The sequence below is a fragment of the Myroides sp. N17-2 genome, assembly GCF_002286775.1.
GTDB lineage: Bacteria > Bacteroidota > Bacteroidia > Flavobacteriales > Flavobacteriaceae > Flavobacterium.
Genome location: NZ_NSGJ01000001.1, coordinates 67,584 through 90,863, shown reverse-complemented (window position 1 = coordinate 90,863; position 23,280 = coordinate 67,584). Strand labels below are relative to the sequence as shown.

The window sequence follows — 23,280 nt, the reverse complement described above, 5'->3', positions numbered from 1 at the left end:
CCAAGCATAGTGCTTAGTCTTCGTTTACATATTCTAATATATCTGCTGGTTGGCAGTCAAGTTCTTTACAGATAGCTTCTAGTGTACTAAAGCGGATTGCCTTAGCCTTATTGGTCTTGAGTATAGATAGGTTACTCACGGTGATACCTACACGCTCAGCCAAATCATTAAGCGATATCTTACGCTTCGCCATCATTACATCTAAGTTTACTATTATTGGCATATCGTGGGGTTATATGATTAAATCTGCTTCTTCTTTTAAACGTAAGTGTTGTTTAAGCACTTCTACTATCATCAGCAAAATTACGGGAATAAAGAACGAGGTTATATCATATTCACTTTTTCCTAGGGTCAAATTATAAAAGCTGGCTATTTTTTGATTGTGTAGGTTATCTGTTAATATTATAAAAGCCTCCATTATAGCATAACCTAGATGTGCGTAACCTAAGAATTTTAGGTTGTTAATTTGTCTTTTACTAACTATATCTCCTTTAAATAGATTTGTGAAAAAGATATATAGAATGATAAACATTGCTGGAATTAGTAGAACGAAAGCAATCATTACAATTCCTCTTGGTATTTTAAAGTAATCAGGAATATAGTCTTTGGTTTCAATTCTTATTCTTTCTGTTGCAACGTCTTTAGTGATTGTTGTATTAGCATTAGGTGTTAGAACTTTAATGTTATCTAAATTGTCTTGATGTTCAATTCGTAGACTATATATTTCTGTTCCATTTATTGCCGCACAATTACCATCATTATAACCTCTAGCGAAGTCATTAAAGTGTGCTGTAAATGATAAAATATAAGTTATAAGAAAAATTATAGTTAATAATTTCAGTTTCATCGTATTAAATTTTAAAATAAGACATTTAATATCTTTTCGCATAACTCTACTAATAGAGAACCTAATTGTATTAATATTTTAATCATAGCACATAATGTTAGTTGGTTAATAGTGATTCAAAAGTAGAAGTTATTTTTTATTAAACAAATAATATTTATTGTTTTTCGATAAATAATAGTCTTATTACAGTGAATATATCCTTTTGAGATACTTTAGATATATTGCCACACATTTAATAGTAGCTCTTTTTTAGTTGAGTCTAAAAATGTTATATTTGCCATAACATAAATTGACAGAGATGATACAATTAGTAAATAACATTAAGGTAAACGGGAATGTAGTTTTCGTTTTAAGTAATGACAATAAAGGAACTGTTGAGGTTCCTGCACTTTTAAATGACTTCGTAAAAGCATTTGAAGAAGGAAAGAAAGAAGAAGATTTCGCTAAAATAGGAAGTCAATATTTCTTCTTTGTGAAAGAGAACGCGGCTTTAGAGAAAATGCGTTTAGCAGGTAACAATATCCGCAAACAATTAGACAAAAAGGCTGATAACTTGACTATCGTTGGTAATGGTGCTTCTACACTAGCTTTAGTAGAAGGATTTATGTTGTCTAATTACCAATTCTTAAAGTACTTCAAAGAAGCAGAAGATATGAAGTTCGCTTTATCAAATGTTGAGGTAAAAGGTGACTTCACAACGAAGCAAATCAGTGATTTAAACAATACAGTAAAAGCAGTGTACTGGGCACGTACTATGGTAAATGAGCCAGTAAGTTTCTTAACTGCTACACAATTATCTAAAGAAATAGAGTTATTAGGTAAAGAGGCTAACTTCTCTGTAAAAGTATTAGGACGCAAAGAGATAAACGAATTGAAGATGGGTGGGTTAATCGCTGTGAACAAAGGTTCTATCGAGCAAGCGACTTTCACTATCATTGAGTACAAACCTGCTAACCCTATCAACAAAAAACCTATCGTATTAGTAGGTAAAGGTGTGGTATATGATACAGGAGGATTAAGCTTAAAACCAACTGCTGGATCTATGGATTCTATGAAGAGTGATATGGGAGGTGCCGCTTGTATGGCAGGTACTATCTATGCTGCTGCTTTAAATGAAGTGAATGTACACGTAATCGGATTAATCCCTGCTACAGATAACCGCCCAGGTGGTGATGCGTATGCTCCTGGAGATGTTATCACGATGTATGATGGTACTACTATTGAAGTATTAAATACAGATGCTGAAGGGCGTATGATCTTAGGTGATGCTATCGCTTATGCTAATCAATATGAGCCTGAGGTAATCATTGATGCGGCTACGCTTACGGGTGCTGCGTTAGTAGTAGCAGGAGATATGGCTGCGTGTATTATGGGGAATGCTGAACAAACGATGGATGCTATTATCGCTTCAGGATATAACGTACACGAGCGTCTTGCTAAGTTGCCTTTCTGGGATGACTATAAAGACTTGCTAAAATCTAATGTGGCTGATATGAAGAATATCGGTGGACGTTATGCAGGTACTATCACAGCAGGTAAATTCTTAGAGCACTTCGCTAAAGCACCTTATGTACATATGGATATAGCAGGTCCAGCTTGGATGGATGCACCTAGAGATTATAAAGGTAATGGTGGTACAGGAAGTGGAGTACGTACTCTAGTTGACTTCTTGACTAACTATAAAGGATAATATTCATAGAGGATATATACCTTAAATCTGCAAGTACCATTTACTGCGAATTATTTCTACTTTACATAGATTCAATTAGCTCTTAAACCATACTTCAGTATGCTTTAATCACTAATTTCACTCTGTTTTGTACAATTCATTCTCGTTTAAATGTTATCTGTCTGATTTAAGGTATAAAGTGATATAAACGAGGGTAGTTTTGACTATCCTCGTTTTTTTTATTCTAGTTTTAAGTTTTATTGTATTTTCGTGTTTCTATAAAATGATTAGAACAATGAATAACTTAGCAGAAACAACAAAATATGTACCTGTAGATATAAATAACATAGACCTTATCTTGCCTTTAGCAGAGAAGATATGGGAGGATACGTACCTTGATATTATTGGACAAGAGCAGATAAACTATATGCTACCGATGATGTATGGTACAGAACGTATCTTAGGTGAATTAAAAGAGGGATACCAATGGGAACTGCTAATGCAAGGGGAGGAGTTATTAGGATATACGAATTATAAGCTTATGGAAGACAACCGTGTATTCCTTTCTAAACTATACACTAATGTGTATAAGGAAGTAAAGGGATTAGGTGTGTTTATGTTTGAGCACGTAGTAGAGTATGCTAGACGTGAAGGGGCTACTGCGGTATATCTTACCGTAAATAAGAATAACCAACGCGCTATAGACTTCTACATTCGCAATAATATGAAGTGTATTGACTCTAAGACTTTCGATATCGGACAGGGATATGTGATGGATGACTATATCTATCAATTGGATTTGTAAACATAAAGGTTAGCCATCAGCTAACCTTTTTTAGTATGTTTTTTTTGCATAATAGGCGAAGATATCTTTCCCTCCTCTAAAATAATCAAAACCTTCTGGTTTGAAGTTTTCTGTAGATGTTAGATAGGTACTATCATAGTAATCACTTTCTGTTCCAATTATTGACTTAATTAAATGATAACCTTTATAACTATATTCTAGATTCTCAAAGAATGTCGCATATTTATCACTAAACAGATTATGCTTTCGCATTAATATTCCTTCATCCATTGGTTCTAGCAACGAGTAGTTAACTGTTGTACCCTTATAAGGACTTTCTATGTTGGTGTATTTAATATTGATTTTATCAGGGTATACTCTAGCGATATAATTGACTGATATTAGGTTATTACTCTGATCGTATTCATACTCTTTAATAGCATTATACATATTATCTGGATCAGTATATTTTGTTATAATAGTACTTACTTGCCCTTTAGTATTATATTTTAATGTGGTTGTTTTACCTACCTCATTTATAGTCACTATCTGTTGCTTATCATTATAGATAAAAGTCTTGATTGTAGTAACATTGTTTATTGTTGTTGTTTCTTTTTCTAAAAGATTTGTGTTTGTATTGTAAGTAAATATACGGACCACTATTTTTTGTTCACGTTTATTTGGGTACTGATTATTGGTAGAGTTGTATTCCCATATATTCCTATAATCTTGTTGTGAATGAATACTATTCGTTTGATTTCTTTGGTTGTAATTAAAAGTGGTATTTGATATAAAGAAGAATGAATTTGGACTAGCCGTTTCTGGACTATCCATAGTTGTCCTTACTTCTAATTTCTTGATCAGATTATTACTTACTTCTTTATTCTTGTTGTCATCAGAAGAACAGTTGCTTATTACCAAAGCTATAAGTGTGATAGATAATATTTTAAAGTACTTTTTCATCATCAAATGTTTTGTTAAATTTAGTAAAAATACTTGATGTTAATAAAAGTATTTATAAACAAACAAGGTTAACCATCGGCTAACCTTGTTATTATTCTGTAATCTCTATTTCTTTATACACGAATTCATACTCATAGATACTTGGTTGATCAGTAGGATCTGATTTTATCACTGTCTTTACTTTAGCAGTTAGTGGCAAATCTTTAGTGTTATAGGTATAGTCAATAGTAGTTAGTAAGTCTTCATTATGCTCTATCTTCACTACATTGTTTTGCTGTACATAATTAGTAAATGTTAGCTCAGAGGCACTTAGATAATTAGAGATGTTAAACGAGTAAGGCAAGTATGCAAAGGCATATTTCTTTTTGTCATACGTATAAATAGTCTTGTTGTTATCTAAGTTTACAAGCTTCACATTGTTATTCGGATCGTAGATAAAACTTGTAGTTTCAGGGTCTGAATATTGAGGCGAAGAGGTAATCTCTATCGATCCGGGTAAATCAAGCTTGTTATAGGTGATCTTGCTGACTCTAGATTCATCATAGTATAAGTCTTTAAATTCCGTAGACTGTAATACATTGTTTTCATACATTAAGTCAAGACTCATCTTATTCTCTCCGTATAAAACCTTATTTAATTGGTTCTTGTTACTTGACTCAAGCAAAGTGATAAATGGATCAGTAGGTTGCCCATTTTCTACGAGATAAGATTTGATTGAGGTTAATTGACCTGCGTTATTATAAGTGAAGTCATATTTAGTGATAGATATTACACTATTGGTACTAGGTCCTGTTACTACATTCACATCACCTACTAGAGTTGTCTCTGATGAATGAACGTGATTCTTCTCTATTAGCTGACTTACAACAGTCATCTTTTTAGTCTGCTGACTGAATGCATTTCCTACAGTTAGTAGTAGCACAGGGATTAATAATAAACTTCTTTTCATAGCTTTTTGGTTAGTTGGTATTGTTATTTAGTGATAGGCACTTCTATCTCTTTATAGTGAAACTCCTGTTCGGCAGTCACTCTACTATCTTTATTATTTGACTTAGAGGTCTTCGTAATCTTAGCTGTTAAAGGCATATCTTCCTCATTATACGTATAGTCAATGGTAATTATATAGTCATTATCTTCTGCCTTGATGATGTTATTCTTAGGGCTGTAATGCGTAAATGTCAACCAATCTATTGATAAATAATAAAATGGATTATTATAATAAGGCTGCCCACTCAGTAAGTATTTTTTATCATCATAAGACAGTGTCATTACTTCATTAGCATAAGTACTAACTTTTACATTCTGCTTCTCATCATATTTAAAGCTTAGATCTATTATCTGATTCGGTTTAGTAGCATTACCTAACTGTGCTTTAACAGGTAGTTTCTGCTTATCATAACTATATGTAGTAAGCACTAACTCTTTAAACTCAGGATCATAATGTGAGATCTGGTGTAGTAAGTTATTGTCATACACTACTTTTAGTTTATCTGCATCATCATCTAATGATAACGTCGTAATTTGCTTTTTAGTATTAAGTTCTACTTCTAAATTAGAGGGGTTGGTCTCTTTATCTTGTTGAATACTACAAGAATAGGTATTGATTATTTGACCTTTTTGATCATAAGTAAATAAGAATTTACGCTCTTCTACTTCGGTAGTTGTATTTTCTTTAGTGTTGTTGGCTTTTTTAGGATCTAATATTGTCTCTGTCACTAAGAGATGGCTTTTCTCTATGGCATAGTCTAATACAATTATCTTTTTAGTTTTGATTTTTTTTGCATTGCGTGCAGTATTAGAAGTACCGCAGTTCGCTAGCATTAAGAATAGTGGGGCTAGTATAAATATTTTTCTCATTGTTGTTCTGACTTGGCATTAAACCCAAAATCAGCACTAGCCAAATGCTACAAAGTAATTCTACTTCATAGTTCTTTCATTAACTCAATAACCATACTGTAGTATGCTTAAATCGTTAATTCAGAACTATCTTGTATAATTACTTTTCGTTTATCTGTCTAATGCTGGTTCCGGGTTAAAAGTACAATTAATTTCAAAATACAAAAGTTGTAGTCAAGTTAATTCCGTTTGATTATACGACATTGTGTATAAGAGTAGTTTTAAGTTGTATAATCTTGTTAAAGAGTGTTCTTATTTTTATTTAGTTTAAATAATTTATTATCTTCGCTTCATAAAATATATAAGAGATGAGTTCAGATACAATAAACCCAAATTTTGACCAACATAAAGTAAAGCCAAAAGCACCTAAGGTTGCAGAGTTAGTTGATTCATGCAAGTCAGTGATGATGGCTACTATCAGTGAAGATGGTACACCACTAGTAAGTACTGCTCCATACTCTAGAGTAGGGAATGAGTTTCAGATACTAGTGTCTTTTATGGCAAAACACACAAAGAACTTACGCGACCGCAAACAAGTATCGTTTATGTTCGTAGAGGATGAGGCTGCTTCTAAACAGTTGTATGCTAGACACCGCCTTACATTAGATACGCAAGCTGAATTAGTAGAGAAAGACAGTCCGCTATATGAGCAAGCTATCGCTGATTTAAAAGTGAGACACGGTAAAGTAGTAGAGATATTAGATAATCTTGAAGACTTCATCATGTTTAACTTTAAACCTATCAAAGGATCATATGTAAACGGATTCGGTAGTGCATACTTCGTAGACGAAAACCTTGAAGTAATGGAACACAGAAGAGGTGCTCATGGTCAACATAACGTAGAGCAAAAGTAAAAACTATATTTTTTTTAACGGAAGAAGCCTTTAAGCCCTTTTAGGGAGTGGAGGCTTTTTTTTATTGTATCAGAAAGCAGTAGCTTTGAAGATTAAGCTTAAAACCCTGTCATGTCTAAAGGCCAAGTTCATATTCGTTGCTCTAGTTGTGGAACATTTAATGTAGATGTAGAGATCTGCGCTACATGCGGTCATTCTTTAAATGTGATAAGACAGAGAGAACAAGTACGCAAAGCTGCTGAGCGAGAACGTATCGCTAAAGTTCTAGCAGAAGAACCAAACTTGATAGAAAAGTTCTTATTAAAGATGACAGAGCATCCTTGGCTAGTCGTTCGCTTATTTTTTAAAGTCATTTATGGAGTATGGTTTGCCGTTATGGCGATAGCTATGTTCTTAGCATGGTTAATCGGAATGATAGTAGCATGAGGGTGTTAAGACATTGGACTTTTATAGGAATGGCATTAGTAGGGATGCTTATCTATATTCTTCAGCGATTAGGGATACCATTGCCTTTGATTATCAATAACTATCTTAATGATACGCTGTCTATTCCCCTAACCTTATTTATTATATTAGGCATAGTTCGCACCTGGAGAGGTAAGGGTTATCTATTATCTGTTCCTATGATCATAAGTGTTGTGGCGTATTATGCTATCTATTTTGAATATTACTTACCCCAACATAATCCTCGATATACAGCTGATCTACTTGATGTCAGTTGTTACTGCTTAGGAGGTATACTATTCTATTTTATCCAAAAGTGTTTTTTGACTAAACAACATTGATTTAGGACAATTACCAACTTTCTATTTACGTACTATAGATCATAACGTTTATCAAAAAAGATAAATGTTTTTTTTGTTTTCCAATCAAAAACAATGGTTCGAAAAGGTAGTACAACTAATCTTGAGTTGTTTTTTTAGTAAAACAACCTTGTTTTAGAGTTATTCATCATCAAAAACTAGAAATAATAATATTTTTTTTTAAAACAGTTTTTATGTTAATGTGTTGATTTTTAATTATTTGTTTCTCTTTTGTATAAGTCACTATTTAACTTATGCAGTTCTTAAGCGTAGTAAATTCGGGCTTTTTGGGGGAATTCTAGGACAATCCTAGGAGAATACCTTGAGTATTATGGGGTAGAAAGACTTTTAGTCGAAAAAATCTCCTTTTATTCTCCTGCTATTGTTCAAGTAAACAGTGTGATAAACACAATAAAGGGGGGACAGATGTAACGCAACTTGATATAGACAGAAATAAGCATACTTCTACAAATGAAAAAACAATACCTTTGTGATCTTACTTGTGTGGAGATCATTAAAGACTATGCAGCACTAGTGATGTTTATAAAGAAAGCAGACTATGATTACAGTATTTTATACCGATTATTATGAGCATGTCTCAGAAGAGAATCTAGAGTTAACACTAGAAGAATGTGTAGAGTTATTTGATGAGACTATAAACCTAGTAGATAACTTCGTAGGTATTCAGGTGGGGAAGCACACGATGCAGTTTCACTGTGATGAGGATCGAATCTTAGTTGAGGTTATAAATCCCTCTACATTAATTAATCCTCAGATGTATGCTGATAAGGCACAGTGTCTAGAGATCATCAGAGAGATATATGATAAGCAACAACTATTCGTCTATCCACAGATGAAGCTAGTTGATGTACAGAAAGAAAGTCTTGATGATGTTTTAGAACGAGGAGATCAGTAATTATACAGATCTAGAGTTAGAAGATAAAATATAAAAGCCTGCTAGTAAGATATTGCTAGCAGGCTTTTTATATTTATACAGATGACTGTTTTATATTTTTAGTCCTTTTTTGATATGATAACTAATGTAACAGCCCCTAGTACGAATGCTAGACCTAGTGCAGACATCCAATCAAAGTGCTCCGCAAAAAACAGTGTACCCACTAATACAGCTACTACTGGCTCCATTGATCCTAAGATAGAGGTCACTGTAGATCCTGCGTGCTTCACTGCTAGTACTAGACATAAGTCAGATATAAACGTGGCGAATACCCCAAGTAATATCAGATTTATCCAATCACTTCTTAATACTATAGGCTGTATCCCTGAAGTAAATAAGCAGTAAAACAAGAAGATCAGACACCCCATTAGTAGCACATAGAAGGTCAGTGAATCAAAGTTCATCTCAGAGATTCTGCTCTTGTTAAGCCCTACGATGTATAGTCCATAGGTAAATATCGTTAAGGCAGATAGTACTAATCCTGTGAATAGTGAGGGAGAAGCCTCTCCATGTATACACATCATCCCTACACCTATCAGTGATAGAAGAGACGCTATGATAAGCGCCATCGACTTCTTTTCTTTATAAAGCATAATCATCACTATACTGACGAATATCGGGTATAGGAAGTGCACCGTGGTAGCTAGTCCGCTATCTATATACTCATAAGCATCAACTAAGAATTTGGCTGTAGCGGCATATAGTAATGCCAAGAAAAAGACGACTGCAAGATCCTTAATAGATATTTTTAAGCTCGTTTTTTTGTATAAACACACTGCACCCATCGTGACAGATGAAAACAAAAATCGGTAAAATAGAATGGTCGGTATACCGATAGCTACCATTCCTTCTGGTCGCAAGTTAGGCAGGATCAATGGCAGGGAAAATAAAGGTACCAAGCCAAATGTACCTGATGAAATCAATGCGAATAGAATTCCTTTAAGGTTTTTCATTGTTTTAAATTAAATTCTGCACAAAGGTAAGACTTCATTATTGCCTATAGTAGTGAGTGTGTATTATTGTTAATCTCTTATTCTACCTAGGATATAGATGTGTATTTCAGTAAGAGAATAGTTAGTGAAAAAACAAGATGATAATGTTTTTCGTAATAATTTTAGAATAAGATAATTAAGGAATAGTGTATCTTTAACATAAAATTCGATATGAAGAATGTGTTGATATTGACTTTTATGTTTATTTCTGCCTGTTGTTTTGGGCAAATACCTACTGATTGGCAAGTAGATGGATTAAAGGGGAAAGTGAAGAAGAATACGACTTCTTGGCTTTTATCAGATACAGCTATAGTAATAGAAGAAACTTCTTATAATAAACAGGGGTTTAAGACTGAGATAAGACATTATGACGACTATTCTTTTAGTGAACAGCAGAAAGGTATAAAGCCAAAGTGTACTGCACTAGATAAATTCAGTGTATTAGACACTACTAGTAAACGAGAAGTGATTACGTATGATTGTTTTAGTAAGAAGGTGCTTAATAAAGAGGTTAAGCGAGTAGAGTATTGGGAGTCAGATAAGATATATGTTATCAGTGAGGAGTATTTAGATAGTAAAGAGATCAGGTTTACTAAACTGTATTTTGAAGGATATAGGTTGATGAAGTCAACGAGTTATGTTAGTTCATCACAGGATGATAGTAGTGATAATAGTGATAATAGGCCTACACCGACAGCCTACTTTTATAATGAAGTAGGGGACTTAGTGAAGACACATACATACTTCGATATGGTAGACAGTACTGGAGATAGGATAACTACTATAGCTGTAGTCAATAAAGATGAGAAGGGGAATGTAGTGGAGTATAAAGAACGCGTAGAAGGCACAGAATTAGGTTCTAATGTAAGTTGTAAATATGAATATTATGAGTAAGATAATAACGCTGCTGCTGTGTATGATACTATGTCTATCAGTACAGGCGCAGGTACCTAGTGATTGGCAAGTGGATGGATTAAAAGGTAAGGTGAAGACATTGACTAAGCTGTATAGTCTTGACTCGGGTAAGAAGTATATGGAGAAAATTAACTATGACAAGGCTGGTTTTATAACTACTAGAGTTAGTTATACTAATATTGACCCTGAGCATTATTACAGCATGGAGTTAATAAAGGATAAGGAGTATAGTTATTCTTCTTATAAGGGTGATAAACGACTAATAAAGGTCATTTCATTTGACTATGTAAAGAGGACGCCTACATATACTGAAAAACACCAAGAAGAATGGTTAGCAGGAAGGAATCAGTATATCTATGTCTTTGGAGAGAAGTCTAGTGAGGGGAATAGCTATGTAGTGCGTACTTATAATACTAAAAATCAGTTGACCACTGAGGAGTATTTTAATGAGAATAAGAAGTCAGAGGGTACTAATACGTTCTACTATACGATGTCAGGTGATATCAGTAAGAAGAAGTATAACCGCAATAATCAATATTATGTATTAGATGGAGATGAGGTAAATAGTATTGAAATAAAGAAGGATAAGAAGAACAACGTTATAGACCAATATTTTAAACGCAAAAGCATAGACGGATTCTATACAGAGCAGAGTACTTACGAATATTATTAAGGTATGAGAATTATAAAGAAGAGATCGTCTTTAATGGAGAAGAAGGACTATTACGATTAATAAAAATTGCTAAAAAGAAAAAGAATGAATAAGTGTTTAATATTTATGCTAGTGATCACACTAGTTAGTTGTACTAAAGAAGTGATTACACCTGTGCCTGATACTGCTATTGAGGGAATAAGGAATGTGAAGACAATCGTGATAGAGTCTTATAACTTAGAATTTGATAGTTATGATAGGACTACAGAGCACTTTGATAAAGACGGATTCTTGACTAGAGAGGAGTACGCGATAGGAGTAGTCATAGATGATGAAGCTTCGGATGAGTATTTCATAGAATATAGAGTTCATGATGTTATTAATTATACCCCTTATAATGCTAAAGGTATGCGTAGAGGTGAGTGTATAAATGAATTTGATGTTATAGAGTACAGTATAGTTCGCTCATGGACTAAGCAGAATGAGTATAAAGACGTGATTAATTATACGAATACTTCTGAATATATTACTACAGTAAAGGGAACGTTAGATGAGAAGAGAATATTGATGGCAACTGAGGAGAAGAAAGCGTCTACTACTGTTCCTAGACTTATCTCGATGCAATATGTGTCATATACATTCGATGATAAAGGGTATGTGACTCCTGCATCAGTTACTTATAAAAGTGAGAAAGATGATAAGAATGCAGTGACATATAAGATTGAGAAAGGTAAGAGAGATAGTCATAATAATGTGTTAGAACGTACATTTATAGATACTAAAGGAGAGATAGTAAAAGAGAATACGTATACATACGAGTATTATTAGACTTATGAGAAAGATATTGTTTTTTATGTTAGTGATTGCACTAGTTAGTTGCGCTAAAGAAGAGATTACACCTGTAGCAGATACACAGATAGAGGGCTTAAAAGGGAAGGTAAAGAGTCAAGTAACTACTAGTTCTAATTCCTTTTTCGGATTAGCAGGTAAGCATGTTACGACATATGATGAGCAAGGATATAAGGTGTCAGAGGAATTGTTGATAGATGAAAGTAAGACTGGTGAGTATACTTTATTGGCTAAAGTAGAGTATGTTCCTTATCTAAATAATAGTAGAAGTAGTAAAACGTATGGAGCTGATCATAAGCTATATAATATGACGACAACTAAGTGGTTAACAAACCAATCTTATAGTGTCGTTCTTGAAAATGTGAAAGATAAAAATTTCATTAATATAGAAGAGGTAAGTATAGATGATAAGGGAGGACAAGTATATATTGAATCGAGAAATGAATATGTAGATAAGAGCCAAGAAAACACAAAGGTTAGAACAAAGTTCTTATATGATGATAGAGGATATAAGATTAGTGAAAAACAAAGTTTTAATGACGATCCTTACCGAGAGGTTAAAGTGATTAATTTGGCATTTGATAAACAAGGTAACATAACTAAACAGAAGATGGTTAGTGATGAGGTAGATGCTAATTATGAAGTAGAATATATATATGAGTATTATTAAGCTTATGAGAAAGATATTATTTTTAGTGTTGTTATTAGGGCTGCAAGGATGTAAGGCAGAGGTAAGCAATATTCCTCCTACAGATTTGCAACTTGAGGGATTAAGAGGTAAAGTGAAGAAATTAACTGAGGTTACTCGTATGCCAAATACAGCTGTAGTGACTCAGCAGGTGAGTACTTATGGGGTAGATGGATATAAAACATCACTAGAATCATTAGATAACGAGTTAGATACTGAAGTGTTAGAGTTTAGTACAAACGGTATCGTTAAGTATGAACCCTATATTAATTTGATGCGCAAAGTAGCTAGTTATGACTATGAGGGTAAACAAGTAAGTGAAGGAAAACAGAAGTGGTCTACTCTTAATGAGTATACACAGACAACTACCTATATCACTACTCCTAATATCATCACTACTTTAAAAGGAAAGAGTAATAAGGAAGGATTGCTAATGTCGATACAGATAATCAGCAAACTTACAGCAGATAATCAGGAGCAGTTAAACGTTCTTAGTACAATGACCTATGAAGGGAATGGTTATCAGAAGGGATTAGTTCAGAAGGACGTTATCCTAAAGACTGAACAGAAATATGAGGTAGCAAATAACGCTTTTGATAGTTTTGGCAATGTCACTCAACAAGTTATTTATACGAATGAAGGGGTGTTGTTTCAGGAGAAGACGATAAGTTATGAGTATTATTGATTGTGATTATTATAATAAAAAGTAGTAAGTTTTATATATTGGATTGTTTTGGGTAGAGATTATTGTGAAATCATTTGTATAATCTAGTGTTTTAGGGTGGAATGTGAATTGTAAGGGTTGGTTATTTGAGTTAAATGTGTAATTTGCCAAGCTAAACAAAACACCAAACAATAATGAAATTAACCACTACGATTACAAAGTCGATAGCACAAGGAGTATTAGGGGTAGCGATATTCTCTAGTTCACTAGCTATCGCACAAAAACAAGATCCTATAGTAGACGCTATAGTAAAAGAAGGAACAACTAACTCACAGTTGAGAAACTACGCATTTGAACTAATGGATGTGATAGGGCCTCGCTTAGTAGGGACACCACAAATGATGCAAGCGCATAACTGGGTGAAGAATCAATACCAATCTATGGGATTTGACGCTCGCAATGAAGAGTATGGAACTTGGAAAGCTTGGGAACGCGGTACTACGCAAATCACAATGACTTCTCCACGTATCAAATCAATGGAGGGAATGCAGCTAGCTTGGAGTCCTGCTTCTAAAAAAGGTGGAGTAGATGGTGAAGTAGTAGTACTAACAGATGCAAAAACAAAAGCAGAGTTTGAAGCTTGGTTACCATCTGTAAAAGGGAAGTATGTATTAATATCTATGCATCAGCCTACAGGGCGTCCTGACTACCAATGGAAGACGTTCGCCACAGAAGAATCATATACTAAAATGACAGAAGAGAAGGCTGTAGCTGAAAAAGCTTGGGCTACTCGTATCAAGAATACTGGATATACAGCTAAAGAGTTACCTAAAGTATTAGAAGATGCTGGTGCAGCAGGGATAGTGATGTCTTACTGGACTGGTATTATGGGAGCAAATAGAATCTTCGGTGCTGAGACTAAAAAAGTACCGACTATTGATATCGCTGTGGAAGACTATGGTATGCTATATAGGTTAGCTGAAAATGGTAAAGCACCTAGAATTACAGTTAACGCGCAATCTAAAGATTTAGGTACTGCTAAGACGTATAATACAGTAGCAGAATTAAAAGGTGGAGCTAAGGCAGATGAGTATGTTATCTTATCAGCACACTTAGACAGCTGGGATGGTGGTACAGGAGCTACGGATAACGGTACAGGTATTATCACGATGATGGAAGCAGCTCGTATCTTAAAAGCAATATTGCCTAATCCTAAGCGTACAATACTTATTGGTAACTGGGGAAGTGAGGAGCAAGGACTTAATGGGTCTCGTGCATTCGTAGCTGATCATCCTGAATTACACAATAAAATACAAGTAGTATTTAACCAAGATAATGGTACAGGTCGTGTGGCTAATATCTCAGGACAAGGATTCTTAAACTCTTACCAATATATTACAGATTGGTTATATGCAGTACCTGAGCAATATAAGAAAGAGATTAAGACTAGTTTTCCTGGTTCACCATCAGGGGGTGGTTCTGACCACGTATCATTCGTGAGTAAAGATATCCCTGGGTTTATGATGAGTTCTCTTAGTTGGGGGTATGGTAACTATACTTGGCATACTAATAGAGATACAGCAGATAAGATCGTGTATGATGATGTACAGAATAATGCTATCCTAATCGCTATTATGGCTTATAAAGCTAGTGAGGAAGCAGAGTTAGTATCTAGAGAGAAGATAGTACTTCCTCTAAATAATAAAGGAGAGCGTCAAGAGTGGCCTGAGTCAAAAGGACCTAAACGTACAAATAATTAATATAGTAGAAGGATGTTCGAGAGAGCATCCTTTTTTTATAATCAGCAGGCTGTCTGATAGATGATATATTTCAGACTGAGTATGTGTTATTTATTTAGTTTCTAATATTACTATGTGTTATTTGGTTTATAATTAAATGAAGTGTATTTTTTAATCTTAATTTTATTGTTTTCTATTTGTATTTTTAGTTAAATATGGTTTTTATAACATAAACTCTTATTGTTTTATTTTACATTGGCGACTTAATATAATAGAAATATGAAAAATATAAGTTTGGTTGTTGTGATGTTGATTACTGTGTTATTAGCTAGTTGTTCTAAAGAGGATATGCCCGCTAATGATAGAGATATCAATGTTCAATACACAGGTACCTCAGTAGAAAACAGAAGTGCGAAAGAGTACACTAATTTTTACTTTACAGTGAAGTCTAAAGTACAGGCTCCTATGGAAGGATATGTAGAAGCAGTAACGACTATGAATGAAAAACTAAAGACGGAGAGATTCTCTCTAAGTATAGGGGAGACGAAAGAAATCTCTATTAAGAAGGAAGGGGTTATAGTTGATAAAAATTATATCAAAAGTTATAAGGTCTATGCTATACCTGTCAATTTGAACCCTGCATTTCCTAATAAAGGAGTACCTGGCTTTATTAATAATCCCATAAATAGCTTTCCAGTGAGATGGAAAGATGCTAAATAACAAAAGGAGCTCATCGAGCTCCTTTTGTCTTTAAATAGAGTATCTTATTTGAAGATATCTTTTATCACTTTACCTTTACTGTATTCTAGTTTTACACCTAATAACTCAGCCATTGTATTTGCTACATCTATTTGCTCATAGCTACCAGTGCTGATTGTTGTATTCTGTTTGAAGTCTGGCCCCATAGCGAAGAATTCGATATGACGACATCCTATACACGCATCCCCGTGGTTAACGAAGCTGTCTTTAATCCCATCAGAGTGACGTCCGTGGTCATTAGATACCATTAGTGTAGTTTTGCCTTTATAATCAGGCTGAGATTGTAAGAAGTCCCAAATCTCCTTGATACTTTGATCAGTAGTTTTGATTGCTTGGATATACTCTTTCCATTTGTTAGCGTGTCCGTAGCTATCTACATCTTTTAAGTTTATCACTACTACGTTAGGTTTGTCAGTAGAAATTACCTTTTTAAAGTTAGCGATAGTCACAGCGTCCTCTCTATATCCAGATGGGTTACCAGATATACCTGCATCTGCTTTAGGCATAAACTTACCATTCCATTCTTTGTTTTTTGTATTGTTAAGTACTTCTAATTTGTCTTTAGATACGATAACCCAAGCTTTGCTATTATCTTTCTTAGATTGTTGTAACCAATGTTGTAATACAGATGGGTTAGTAGGAAGTTCTTTACCGTTGTTCTGTATGCTGTCATAGACTCCTGTGATAAGGGCTGTATGTCCTGCATTAGTATTAGTAAGACCGTTGTTTCTAAAGTTGCTAATAAATACCCCTTCTTTTAATAAAGCTACACGGTTGGGAATAAGCTCTTGGTTTTTACCTTGCCAAGTCTCAGTCATTCTAGGACCATCTATAACCAACAGAACTACATTCTCGGTTTTGTATTTCTTGTCTTCTTTCTTTTCGTTTTTATTATCATCACTTGAACAAGCAAATAGTGATGTGCATACTAATAGACTTAGAATAATCTTTTTCATTTCTTATGTTTTTTTGAATAGGTCAAAGTAACTTCAATTAGAAAGATATAGAAGCCTTTCTTGTGTTATGGATTTATCACTATTAGGTTAGGTTAATGTTTAGTATTACATAAGTACACTTACCCAATAAATGGACAAGTAAGTCAAAAAGGGGCAAATAAATCAGTGTGTTAAAACGTTTAAATAATTATTTCTACATTGGCAGTAATTAAAAAAGGAAAGTGTCGTTAGATTTAAGTAATTTAGAGACAGTAAAATAAAGATTTTATATATGAAAAAAGTAAGTCTATGTTTAATGATTTTAGCTCCTATATTGGGTTTTGGGCAACAGCCAAATAGCCGAATAAAAGAGCTTTGGGATATTATTCAGAAGCAAGAAGTGAATGCTGAGGTAAAAAGTATGTTACCTAATATTAAAGAAGTATTGACTTTATCTAAGAAGAATAAGGATTATCCGAGTATGATGAAGGCGATGTTCTATGAAGCAAAGGTTAACATCATTATTCAAGAAGACGAGAAGTATGATGTTAATACTATTATAGATCAGTTTAAAAAAGAAAGCAATACCGCGACAGGTTCTACTAGAGCGATATTAGATACTTATATAGCTGAAATATACAAGTTGTACTTCGATGCCAATAGATATAAACTGAGAAATAGAACTGCTATAGAAGGAGGAACCTCTTCTTCTATAGAATACTGGACAGAAGCAGATTTTAAACGCGAAATAGATAAACTGTATAACAGAGGATTAACTCTAGCAGCAAAAGATCAGCAAGCGCTTATCGGTAGTTGGGCTGATGTGTTTTACCTTTCGAATCAGAACCTAGGGATAGACTGGACTAAGTTTACTGTATATGATGCACTAAGATTAAACTTCATAGAGAACTTACAGTATAACTCGTTTGACTTATCGGATGACGAAAGTGTATTAGTTAAGAATAAGAAAGAGCAACTAGAGACGGAGTTATTAAAAGACTTAAAGGCTAGAGTGAATACTTCTATGTATGTTTATGTACAGATGTATCTCGCAGAGGCAAAGGGTGATGAAGATGTAATCAAGAAAACATACGCTTCTTTATTAGAAGAGTTTCCTAAAGAACCCTTAGTGTATGAGGGATATGCTAATCATCTTAGAGGAGTTGAGTTAATCGCTTTAGTGGATAAAGCTGTAAAGCTATTCCCTAATACAGATACAGCAGAGGACTTGTTAACAATGAAACAGTATGCTGAAGCTAAGCGATTAAACTATACGCTTAATGCTTATGTGTTAGATGAGCAGGCTATTCCCTTAAGTATAGGGCATCAAAATACAGATAAAGTATATGTGAAGATCCTAAAGAATACAAGTAATCTTAAGAGTACAGATGAACACTTCTATTCAGGTGAAGAACGCTACCTGAAGTTACTAAAGGATTATCCTGCTGTAGATACGTATGAACTAAACTTGAGTGCATTTAAAGACTATGAGATGCACAGAACGATAGCAGCTCTTAAGCCTTTAAAGGAGGGGAGATACTATGTGTTAATATCTAGTGTACCTTTTAATAAGGTAGAAGAAGATAAAACGGATGTACAGATCAGTCATGTCAATGTAACACCTAACATCATAGAGGTTAACAATGGTAAACTAAGAGCATATAACCGCAAATCAGGTAAGCCTCTTAGCAATACCAAGATTCACATAGCAAATGAAGACGAGAGACGTGACAATAATAATTATTGGGAAACTGTCATCACTACGGATGCTAATGGTCAAGCTAGCATAGATACATCTAAGTTAGGACATTATCTTTATATGAATGTAAAAGGAGAAGAGGTATACTACTCTCCTTACGCATCTAGTAACTATAATGACGACGATGACTTAGAAGACGACGATGTTTCGTATAAAGCAACTATCCTTACTGATAGAGCAATATACAGACCTGCTCAAGTGATGTACTTTAAGTCTATCGTAGGTAAGAAAACATTGACTACAGAGCAAGTAGTAGGTAAATCTAAAGTAACAGTACTACTAACAGATGCAAACGGTACTGAGGTCTCTAAACAGGAGCTGACTACGAATGAGTTTGGTTCTGTTAATGGGCAGTTTATATTACCTTCATCAGGAAAGCTGGGTTACTATGGTCTAGAAGTGAAGCTAAACGAAGAGTCTATCGGATGGAGTAGTGTACGAATGGAAGAGTATAAACGTCCGAAGTTTGAGGTGGCTTTTGATGAGCTTAAAGGGATTTATAAGCTAAACGAAGAAGTAGCTGTTACAGGTAGCGCAAAGGCTTTCTTAGGAGCGAATATAGATAAAGCGAAAGTGGTGTACCGTGTAGTACGCCAAGAGATATGGCCTCGATGGATATGTGGTACTTCATTTCCTTATAGATACGATAAGGGGGAAACAATGATACAGGGTGAGACTGTGACAGATGCTTTAGGTAAGTTCACTGTGAGCTTTAAGGCATTGCCTAAAGGAGAAGCGACTTCTACATTACCTCGTACATTCACTTATACTGTATATGCGGATGTGACTGATCAGAATGGGGAGACACATAGTCAGAATCACAGTGTAGTAGTAGGAGAGAAGAATATAGAGCTAAGTGTAAACTTGCCTGTGATAACGACTGCTAAAGATTTAAGTAATTTTACTATTAGTACAAGAAACTTAAACGGTATAGATTATGCTTCTCAAGGGGAGTTAACTATCTATCCGTTATTAGCTCCTAATCCTAATCGTATTACTGATGAGTTCGGATTGGTTACAGGAGATTATCAGTTGTATAACTATGACGAGTTCGTAGCCTTATTCCCTAATCTAGTATATGGTGAAGAGAAAGATAGTTCTAAGTGGAAAGAAGGAGTATCTGTGTTTAATACTTCATTTGATACAGCTAAAGGAAATACTATCGTATATAACGGAGCAAAACAATTGACTTCTGGTAATTATATCGTAAAAGGGTATGTACTAGAGAATGGTATAAAGAATGAGATAGAGAAGACTTTTATCTTAAGAAATGAAGAGCTTAAAGAAGCACCGAAGGCATTAGTAGAACTTAAATCAGAACAAAAAACGTATAAGGTAGGGGATAAAGCTACAGTAGAAGTAAGAAGTGCTGAAGATAATACGTATGCTTTCGTTGAGGTAATGGCTAATGGAAAGACTGTTTCTCAAAAAGTAATGAAGATCAGTAAGAAAGGAACGAAAGTAGATATTCCTATCAAACTAGAGTATAAAAAGGTAGATGTGTACGCACTAGCTTTAAAGCATAATATGGCGGTACAAGATGCTGCTGAGATAGCTTTAAAAGAAGATGCGGATAAACTACAGATAGTAATAGAATCGTTTAGAGATAAGGTAGAGCCGGGAGCGAAAGAGAAGTGGTCTCTAAAAGTGAAGGGGGAAGAGAAAGAGCAAGTAGTAGCTGAGTTATTAGCAACTATGTATGATGCTTCATTAGATGAGTTCGTTTATCACAACTTGAATGTTGGGTTAAAAGAACCAAAGTATTATTATAACTCACCTTCATTTAATAAATATAACTTCGGTACACTGCGCAGTACAGGATATTTTAGTTCGTTAATGAGTGAAAGGATAGATCAGAGTACGCTGACAGTAGATAGACCTGTTATTTTAAATACGTTTGGACTTAGTATATTTAATAATGGATATGGACGCCGAAGAGTTATGGCAGCAAGTCTTAAAAGGGATCTTAGTTATGATTCCGATAGCTCTTTGTCAGAAGTAGCTATAACAGGTGCGCCTAGTGCTCTACAAGGTCAAGCAGCAGGAGTAAGTGTTTTGGAAGAAAACGCTGTAACAGAGACTAAAGCAGTAGGTGGAGCAAGTGATAACAAAGAAACAACACCTGCGCCTACAGTTCGTAAGAACTTACAGGAGACAGCATTCTTCTATCCTACGTTAAAGACTGACGAGAACGGTGATGTGAAGTTTGAGTTCACGATGCCTGAGGCATTGACCAAGTGGAAGTTTATGGCTGTTGGTCATACTAAGAACTTACGTCAGGCGTATACAGAGCAGACAGTAGTAACGCAGAAGGAATTAATGGTAGTGCCTAACTTGCCTCGTTTCTTACGTCAAGGAGATAAGTTGACTTTATCGACTAAGGTGGTGAATCTATCTGATGGTTTGCGTAAAGGTAAAGCAACATTACAGTTGTTTAACGCTTACACGAATGACTTAATCTTAGAGAAGTCAGGAGAGTTCTCTGCTAATAAATCTGAGTCAACTGCCGTTAATTGGGATATAGAAGTTCCTAATGGTGTAGATGTAGTGACGTGTAGAGTAGTGGCAGTATCTGATAACTTCAGTGATGGAGAAGAGTCTGCATTACCTGTATTATCTAATAGAATACTCGTGACTGAGACAATGCCTATCTTTGTGAAAGAGGGGCAGAATAAGCTATTCTCGTTTAAAGCATACGAAAAGGAAATTAGCAATACACTACAGAATCACAAGTTGACGCTAGAGTTAACTGCTAACCCGATATGGAATGCGGTATTCGCTATTCCGTATTTACAAGAGTATCCTTATGATTGTTCAGAGCAGTTGTTTAGTAAGGTATTTGCTAATGCAGTGGCTACTAAAATAATGAATGACAATCCTAAGATAAAGACTGTTTTTGACCAATGGAATGCCAAAGGACAAGTAACCTCTAAACTTGAGCAAAATCAAGAGTTAAAGAGTATCTTATTAGCGGAGACGCCGTGGGTGAGAGAGGCTGTAAGTGAAGAAGAACAAATGAAACGTATCGCTATCCTGTTTGACTTGAATAAAATGCGTATGGATTTACAGACAGCATTAGAGAAGTTAGCAGAACAGCAGAATAGCGATGGAGGATTCACTTGGTTTAAAGGAGGAAAGTCTGACTTATATATTACACAGACTATCGTAGAAGGTTTTGGAAACTTGAAGAAGATAGGTGTGTTAGAAGAGGATTGGATTAATGAACTAGGTTATAAAACACTTTTATCAGATGCGATTAAGTACATCGATGCTACTCAATATGCTGATTATCTAAACAGAGATAAGAAGGTTAACCCTAATGAGGTGACGAGTATTAATACACATTATCTATATGCACGTAGCTTCTTTATTGGAGAATATGGGATCAATGAGAAGTACGCTCCGATGGTAGCTTCTATCCGCAAGGGAATAGAGAGTGAGAAGCCGTCAGGTAACTTGTATAAAGACGCTATGCGTGCGGTAGTAGCGAAGAGATTTGGATTGGTGAAGACTGCAGATACCATTATCAAGAATATTATGGAGACAGCCGTATCATCTGATGAGATGGGAATGTACTGGAAGCATAATGTATCAGGATGGTTATGGTATCAAGCACCTATCGAAACGCAAGTGGCAATTATAGAAGCTGCTAATGAAGTCGATAAAGACAAGTATGCAAATGATATTGAGCAAATGAAAGTTTGGTTGCTTAAGAATAAACAAACTACAGGTTGGTCTTCTACGAAAGCGACTACTAAGGCTGTGTATGCTTTAATGTATACAGGGAAGTCTTGGATTGATGCTGAGAAAGGACTAGAAGTAAAAGTAGGCGGTTATCCTGTTGACTTGACTAAAGATGCTCAGTTAGGTAGTGGTTATATTAAACAGACTTGGTCTAAAGCAGAAATGACAGCTAAGAAAGGTATTGTTGAAATAACGAAGACATCTCCGGGTGTTGCTTATGGAGCGATGTATTGGCAGTATTTTGAAGATATAGATGCAGTTAATTCTGCTAATACAAGTATCAAAATGGCTAAGAAGCTTTACATAAAGTCAAATACAGATAAGGGGCAAACTCTTTTTGAGATTACGAAAGACACTCCGATTAAAGTAGGAGATTTAGTAACAGTACGATTAGAGATTAGCGTAGATAGAGATATGGATTATATCCACTTAAAAGATATGCGCGCTAGTGGATTTGAACCAACAAATGTATTGTCAGGATATAGATGGAAAGGAGAGTTTGGTTATTATGAAGAAACAAGAGATGCTTCTACGAACTTCTTTATTAATAGACTGAGAAAAGGAAACTATGTGTTCGAATATGAATTAAGAGCGAATGTAGGAGGTAACTTCTCTAATGGTATTACTACTATGCAGAATATGTACGCTCCTGAGATGAGCGCTCATAGTGAGGGTGCTAGAGTAGAGATTAAGAATTAATATGTAACAGAGTTTATAGGAAGAGGTTTGCTAAGGCAAGCCTCTTTTTTTGTGCCTATCCTATACAGATATAGCATAGTATTCTTCTTGTTGTAGATTAAGTGTTTAAGGCTT

The 23,280-nt window shown here is 34.8% G+C and carries 21 protein-coding genes; 14 read left to right on the top strand and 7 right to left on the bottom strand.

Features of this window, described 5'->3' with window-relative positions; translation table 11 throughout:
- Positions 1-13: 13 nt before the first annotated feature.
- Both CF599_RS00485 and CF599_RS00480 read right to left on the bottom strand, forming a co-directional pair.
- Positions 14-223, bottom strand: coding sequence for a helix-turn-helix transcriptional regulator (locus CF599_RS00485; protein ID WP_121964088.1), 210 nt, complete (start codon positions 221-223; stop codon positions 14-16).
- Positions 224-232: 9 nt separating this feature from the next.
- Positions 233-847 (bottom strand): DUF2975 domain-containing protein, encoded by a 615-nt coding sequence (locus CF599_RS00480; RefSeq protein WP_158221758.1) that lies wholly within the window; start codon positions 845-847, stop codon positions 233-235.
- 298 nt (positions 848-1,145) lie between these two features.
- On the opposite strand from CF599_RS00480, the gene CF599_RS00475 reads away from it, so the two are divergent.
- Together CF599_RS00475 and CF599_RS00470 are read left to right on the top strand one after the other, a co-directional pair.
- Positions 1,146-2,537, top strand: a complete 1,392-nt coding sequence (locus CF599_RS00475) for a M17 family metallopeptidase (RefSeq protein ID WP_121964086.1) — start codon at positions 1,146-1,148, stop codon at positions 2,535-2,537.
- A 274-nt stretch (positions 2,538-2,811) separates the two neighbouring features.
- Positions 2,812-3,321 (top strand): GNAT family N-acetyltransferase, encoded by a 510-nt coding sequence (locus CF599_RS00470; RefSeq protein ID WP_121964229.1) that lies wholly within the window; start codon positions 2,812-2,814, stop codon positions 3,319-3,321.
- A 30-nt stretch (positions 3,322-3,351) separates the two neighbouring features.
- Here CF599_RS00470 and CF599_RS00465 read toward each other — a convergent pair whose 3' ends face one another.
- The 3 genes from CF599_RS00465 to CF599_RS00455 all read right to left on the bottom strand — a co-directional run bounded on the left by CF599_RS00465 (position 3,352) and on the right by CF599_RS00455 (position 6,120).
- Positions 3,352-4,266 carry a hypothetical protein gene (locus CF599_RS00465; RefSeq protein WP_121964085.1) on the bottom strand — a complete coding sequence of 305 codons (915 nt, stop codon included), beginning with the start codon at positions 4,264-4,266 and terminating at the stop codon, positions 3,352-3,354.
- Between the two features lie 88 nt (positions 4,267-4,354).
- Positions 4,355-5,212: a hypothetical protein gene (locus CF599_RS00460; RefSeq protein WP_121964084.1), complete on the bottom strand. Its 858-nt coding sequence runs from the start codon at positions 5,210-5,212 to the stop codon at positions 4,355-4,357.
- 23 nt (positions 5,213-5,235) lie between these two features.
- Entirely contained in the window at positions 5,236-6,120 is an 885-nt protein-coding gene (locus tag CF599_RS00455) for a hypothetical protein (RefSeq protein WP_121964083.1), read from the bottom strand.
- A 347-nt stretch (positions 6,121-6,467) separates the two neighbouring features.
- On the opposite strand from CF599_RS00455, the gene CF599_RS00445 reads away from it, so the two are divergent.
- The 4 genes from CF599_RS00445 to CF599_RS00430 all read left to right on the top strand — a co-directional run bounded on the left by CF599_RS00445 (position 6,468) and on the right by CF599_RS00430 (position 8,732).
- Complete coding sequence (locus CF599_RS00445; protein ID WP_121964082.1) at positions 6,468-7,013, top strand: HugZ family protein; 546 nt, start codon at positions 6,468-6,470, stop codon at positions 7,011-7,013.
- Positions 7,014-7,124: 111 nt separating this feature from the next.
- Entirely contained in the window at positions 7,125-7,439 is a 315-nt protein-coding gene (locus CF599_RS00440) for a hypothetical protein (RefSeq protein ID WP_121964081.1), read from the top strand.
- Positions 7,436-7,798, top strand: coding sequence for a hypothetical protein (locus tag CF599_RS00435; protein ID WP_121964080.1), 363 nt, complete (start codon positions 7,436-7,438; stop codon positions 7,796-7,798). The genes CF599_RS00440 and CF599_RS00435 overlap by 4 nt, the downstream gene beginning before the upstream one ends.
- Before the next feature lie 577 nt (positions 7,799-8,375).
- A complete protein-coding gene (locus CF599_RS00430) occupies positions 8,376-8,732 on the top strand; it encodes a hypothetical protein (RefSeq protein WP_121964079.1) in 357 nt (118 codons plus the stop codon).
- 98 nt (positions 8,733-8,830) lie between these two features.
- On the opposite strand, the gene CF599_RS00425 is transcribed toward CF599_RS00430, so the two are convergent.
- Positions 8,831-9,724 (bottom strand): DMT family transporter, encoded by an 894-nt coding sequence (locus CF599_RS00425; RefSeq protein WP_121964078.1) that lies wholly within the window; start codon positions 9,722-9,724, stop codon positions 8,831-8,833.
- 210 nt (positions 9,725-9,934) lie between these two features.
- On the opposite strand from CF599_RS00425, the gene CF599_RS00420 reads away from it, so the two are divergent.
- From CF599_RS00420 to CF599_RS00390, 7 genes are all read left to right on the top strand, one after another.
- Positions 9,935-10,657 (top strand): hypothetical protein, encoded by a 723-nt coding sequence (locus tag CF599_RS00420; protein ID WP_121964077.1) that lies wholly within the window; start codon positions 9,935-9,937, stop codon positions 10,655-10,657.
- Entirely contained in the window at positions 10,650-11,351 is a 702-nt protein-coding gene (locus CF599_RS00415; RefSeq protein WP_143824778.1) for a hypothetical protein, read from the top strand. The genes CF599_RS00420 and CF599_RS00415 overlap by 8 nt, the downstream gene beginning before the upstream one ends.
- An 84-nt stretch (positions 11,352-11,435) precedes the next feature.
- The gene (locus tag CF599_RS00410) at positions 11,436-12,158 is read left to right on the top strand and encodes a hypothetical protein (RefSeq protein ID WP_143824777.1); all 723 of its coding nucleotides are present in this window, start codon (positions 11,436-11,438) and stop codon (positions 12,156-12,158) included.
- Positions 12,159-12,162: 4 nt separating this feature from the next.
- Entirely contained in the window at positions 12,163-12,849 is a 687-nt protein-coding gene (locus CF599_RS00405; protein WP_173835498.1) for a hypothetical protein, read from the top strand.
- A gap of 4 nt (positions 12,850-12,853) precedes the next feature.
- The gene (locus tag CF599_RS00400; RefSeq protein ID WP_121964228.1) at positions 12,854-13,552 is read left to right on the top strand and encodes a hypothetical protein; all 699 of its coding nucleotides are present in this window, start codon (positions 12,854-12,856) and stop codon (positions 13,550-13,552) included.
- Between the two features lie 173 nt (positions 13,553-13,725).
- Entirely contained in the window at positions 13,726-15,291 is a 1,566-nt protein-coding gene (locus CF599_RS00395; RefSeq protein ID WP_121964073.1) for a M20/M25/M40 family metallo-hydrolase, read from the top strand.
- A gap of 258 nt (positions 15,292-15,549) precedes the next feature.
- Positions 15,550-15,990 carry a hypothetical protein gene (locus CF599_RS00390; RefSeq protein ID WP_121964072.1) on the top strand — a complete coding sequence of 147 codons (441 nt, stop codon included), beginning with the start codon at positions 15,550-15,552 and terminating at the stop codon, positions 15,988-15,990.
- A 44-nt stretch (positions 15,991-16,034) separates the two neighbouring features.
- On the opposite strand, the gene CF599_RS00385 is transcribed toward CF599_RS00390, so the two are convergent.
- Positions 16,035-16,985 carry an alkaline phosphatase family protein gene (locus CF599_RS00385; protein ID WP_121964071.1) on the bottom strand — a complete coding sequence of 317 codons (951 nt, stop codon included), beginning with the start codon at positions 16,983-16,985 and terminating at the stop codon, positions 16,035-16,037.
- A gap of 271 nt (positions 16,986-17,256) precedes the next feature.
- Here CF599_RS00385 and CF599_RS00380 point away from each other — a divergent pair, with 271 nt between their 5' ends.
- Positions 17,257-23,166 carry an alpha-2-macroglobulin gene (locus CF599_RS00380; protein WP_121964070.1) on the top strand — a complete coding sequence of 1,970 codons (5,910 nt, stop codon included), beginning with the start codon at positions 17,257-17,259 and terminating at the stop codon, positions 23,164-23,166.
- Positions 23,167-23,280: the final 114 nt, after the last annotated feature.

What these genes read in the sequence shown, in the direction of transcription:
- CF599_RS00485 (WP_121964088.1), bottom strand. Translation starts at nt 223, where the DNA reads ATGCCAATAATAGTAAACTTAGATGTAATGATGGCGAAGCGTAAGATA.
- CF599_RS00480 (WP_158221758.1), bottom strand. Translation starts at nt 847, where the DNA reads ATGAAACTGAAATTATTAACTATAATTTTTCTTATAACTTATATTTTA.
- CF599_RS00475 (WP_121964086.1), top strand. Translation starts at nt 1,146, where the DNA reads ATGATACAATTAGTAAATAACATTAAGGTAAACGGGAATGTAGTTTTC.
- CF599_RS00470 (WP_121964229.1), top strand. Translation starts at nt 2,812, where the DNA reads ATGAATAACTTAGCAGAAACAACAAAATATGTACCTGTAGATATAAAT.
- CF599_RS00465 (WP_121964085.1), bottom strand. Translation starts at nt 4,266, where the DNA reads ATGATGAAAAAGTACTTTAAAATATTATCTATCACACTTATAGCTTTG.
- CF599_RS00460 (WP_121964084.1), bottom strand. Translation starts at nt 5,212, where the DNA reads ATGAAAAGAAGTTTATTATTAATCCCTGTGCTACTACTAACTGTAGGA.
- CF599_RS00455 (WP_121964083.1), bottom strand. Translation starts at nt 6,120, where the DNA reads ATGAGAAAAATATTTATACTAGCCCCACTATTCTTAATGCTAGCGAAC.
- CF599_RS00445 (WP_121964082.1), top strand. Translation starts at nt 6,468, where the DNA reads ATGAGTTCAGATACAATAAACCCAAATTTTGACCAACATAAAGTAAAG.
- CF599_RS00440 (WP_121964081.1), top strand. Translation starts at nt 7,125, where the DNA reads ATGTCTAAAGGCCAAGTTCATATTCGTTGCTCTAGTTGTGGAACATTT.
- CF599_RS00435 (WP_121964080.1), top strand. Translation starts at nt 7,436, where the DNA reads ATGAGGGTGTTAAGACATTGGACTTTTATAGGAATGGCATTAGTAGGG.
- CF599_RS00430 (WP_121964079.1), top strand. Translation starts at nt 8,376, where the DNA reads ATGATTACAGTATTTTATACCGATTATTATGAGCATGTCTCAGAAGAG.
- CF599_RS00425 (WP_121964078.1), bottom strand. Translation starts at nt 9,724, where the DNA reads ATGAAAAACCTTAAAGGAATTCTATTCGCATTGATTTCATCAGGTACA.
- CF599_RS00420 (WP_121964077.1), top strand. Translation starts at nt 9,935, where the DNA reads ATGAAGAATGTGTTGATATTGACTTTTATGTTTATTTCTGCCTGTTGT.
- CF599_RS00415 (WP_143824778.1), top strand. Translation starts at nt 10,650, where the DNA reads ATGAGTAAGATAATAACGCTGCTGCTGTGTATGATACTATGTCTATCA.
- CF599_RS00410 (WP_143824777.1), top strand. Translation starts at nt 11,436, where the DNA reads ATGAATAAGTGTTTAATATTTATGCTAGTGATCACACTAGTTAGTTGT.
- CF599_RS00405 (WP_173835498.1), top strand. Translation starts at nt 12,163, where the DNA reads ATGAGAAAGATATTGTTTTTTATGTTAGTGATTGCACTAGTTAGTTGC.
- CF599_RS00400 (WP_121964228.1), top strand. Translation starts at nt 12,854, where the DNA reads ATGAGAAAGATATTATTTTTAGTGTTGTTATTAGGGCTGCAAGGATGT.
- CF599_RS00395 (WP_121964073.1), top strand. Translation starts at nt 13,726, where the DNA reads ATGAAATTAACCACTACGATTACAAAGTCGATAGCACAAGGAGTATTA.
- CF599_RS00390 (WP_121964072.1), top strand. Translation starts at nt 15,550, where the DNA reads ATGAAAAATATAAGTTTGGTTGTTGTGATGTTGATTACTGTGTTATTA.
- CF599_RS00385 (WP_121964071.1), bottom strand. Translation starts at nt 16,985, where the DNA reads ATGAAAAAGATTATTCTAAGTCTATTAGTATGCACATCACTATTTGCT.
- CF599_RS00380 (WP_121964070.1), top strand. Translation starts at nt 17,257, where the DNA reads ATGAAAAAAGTAAGTCTATGTTTAATGATTTTAGCTCCTATATTGGGT.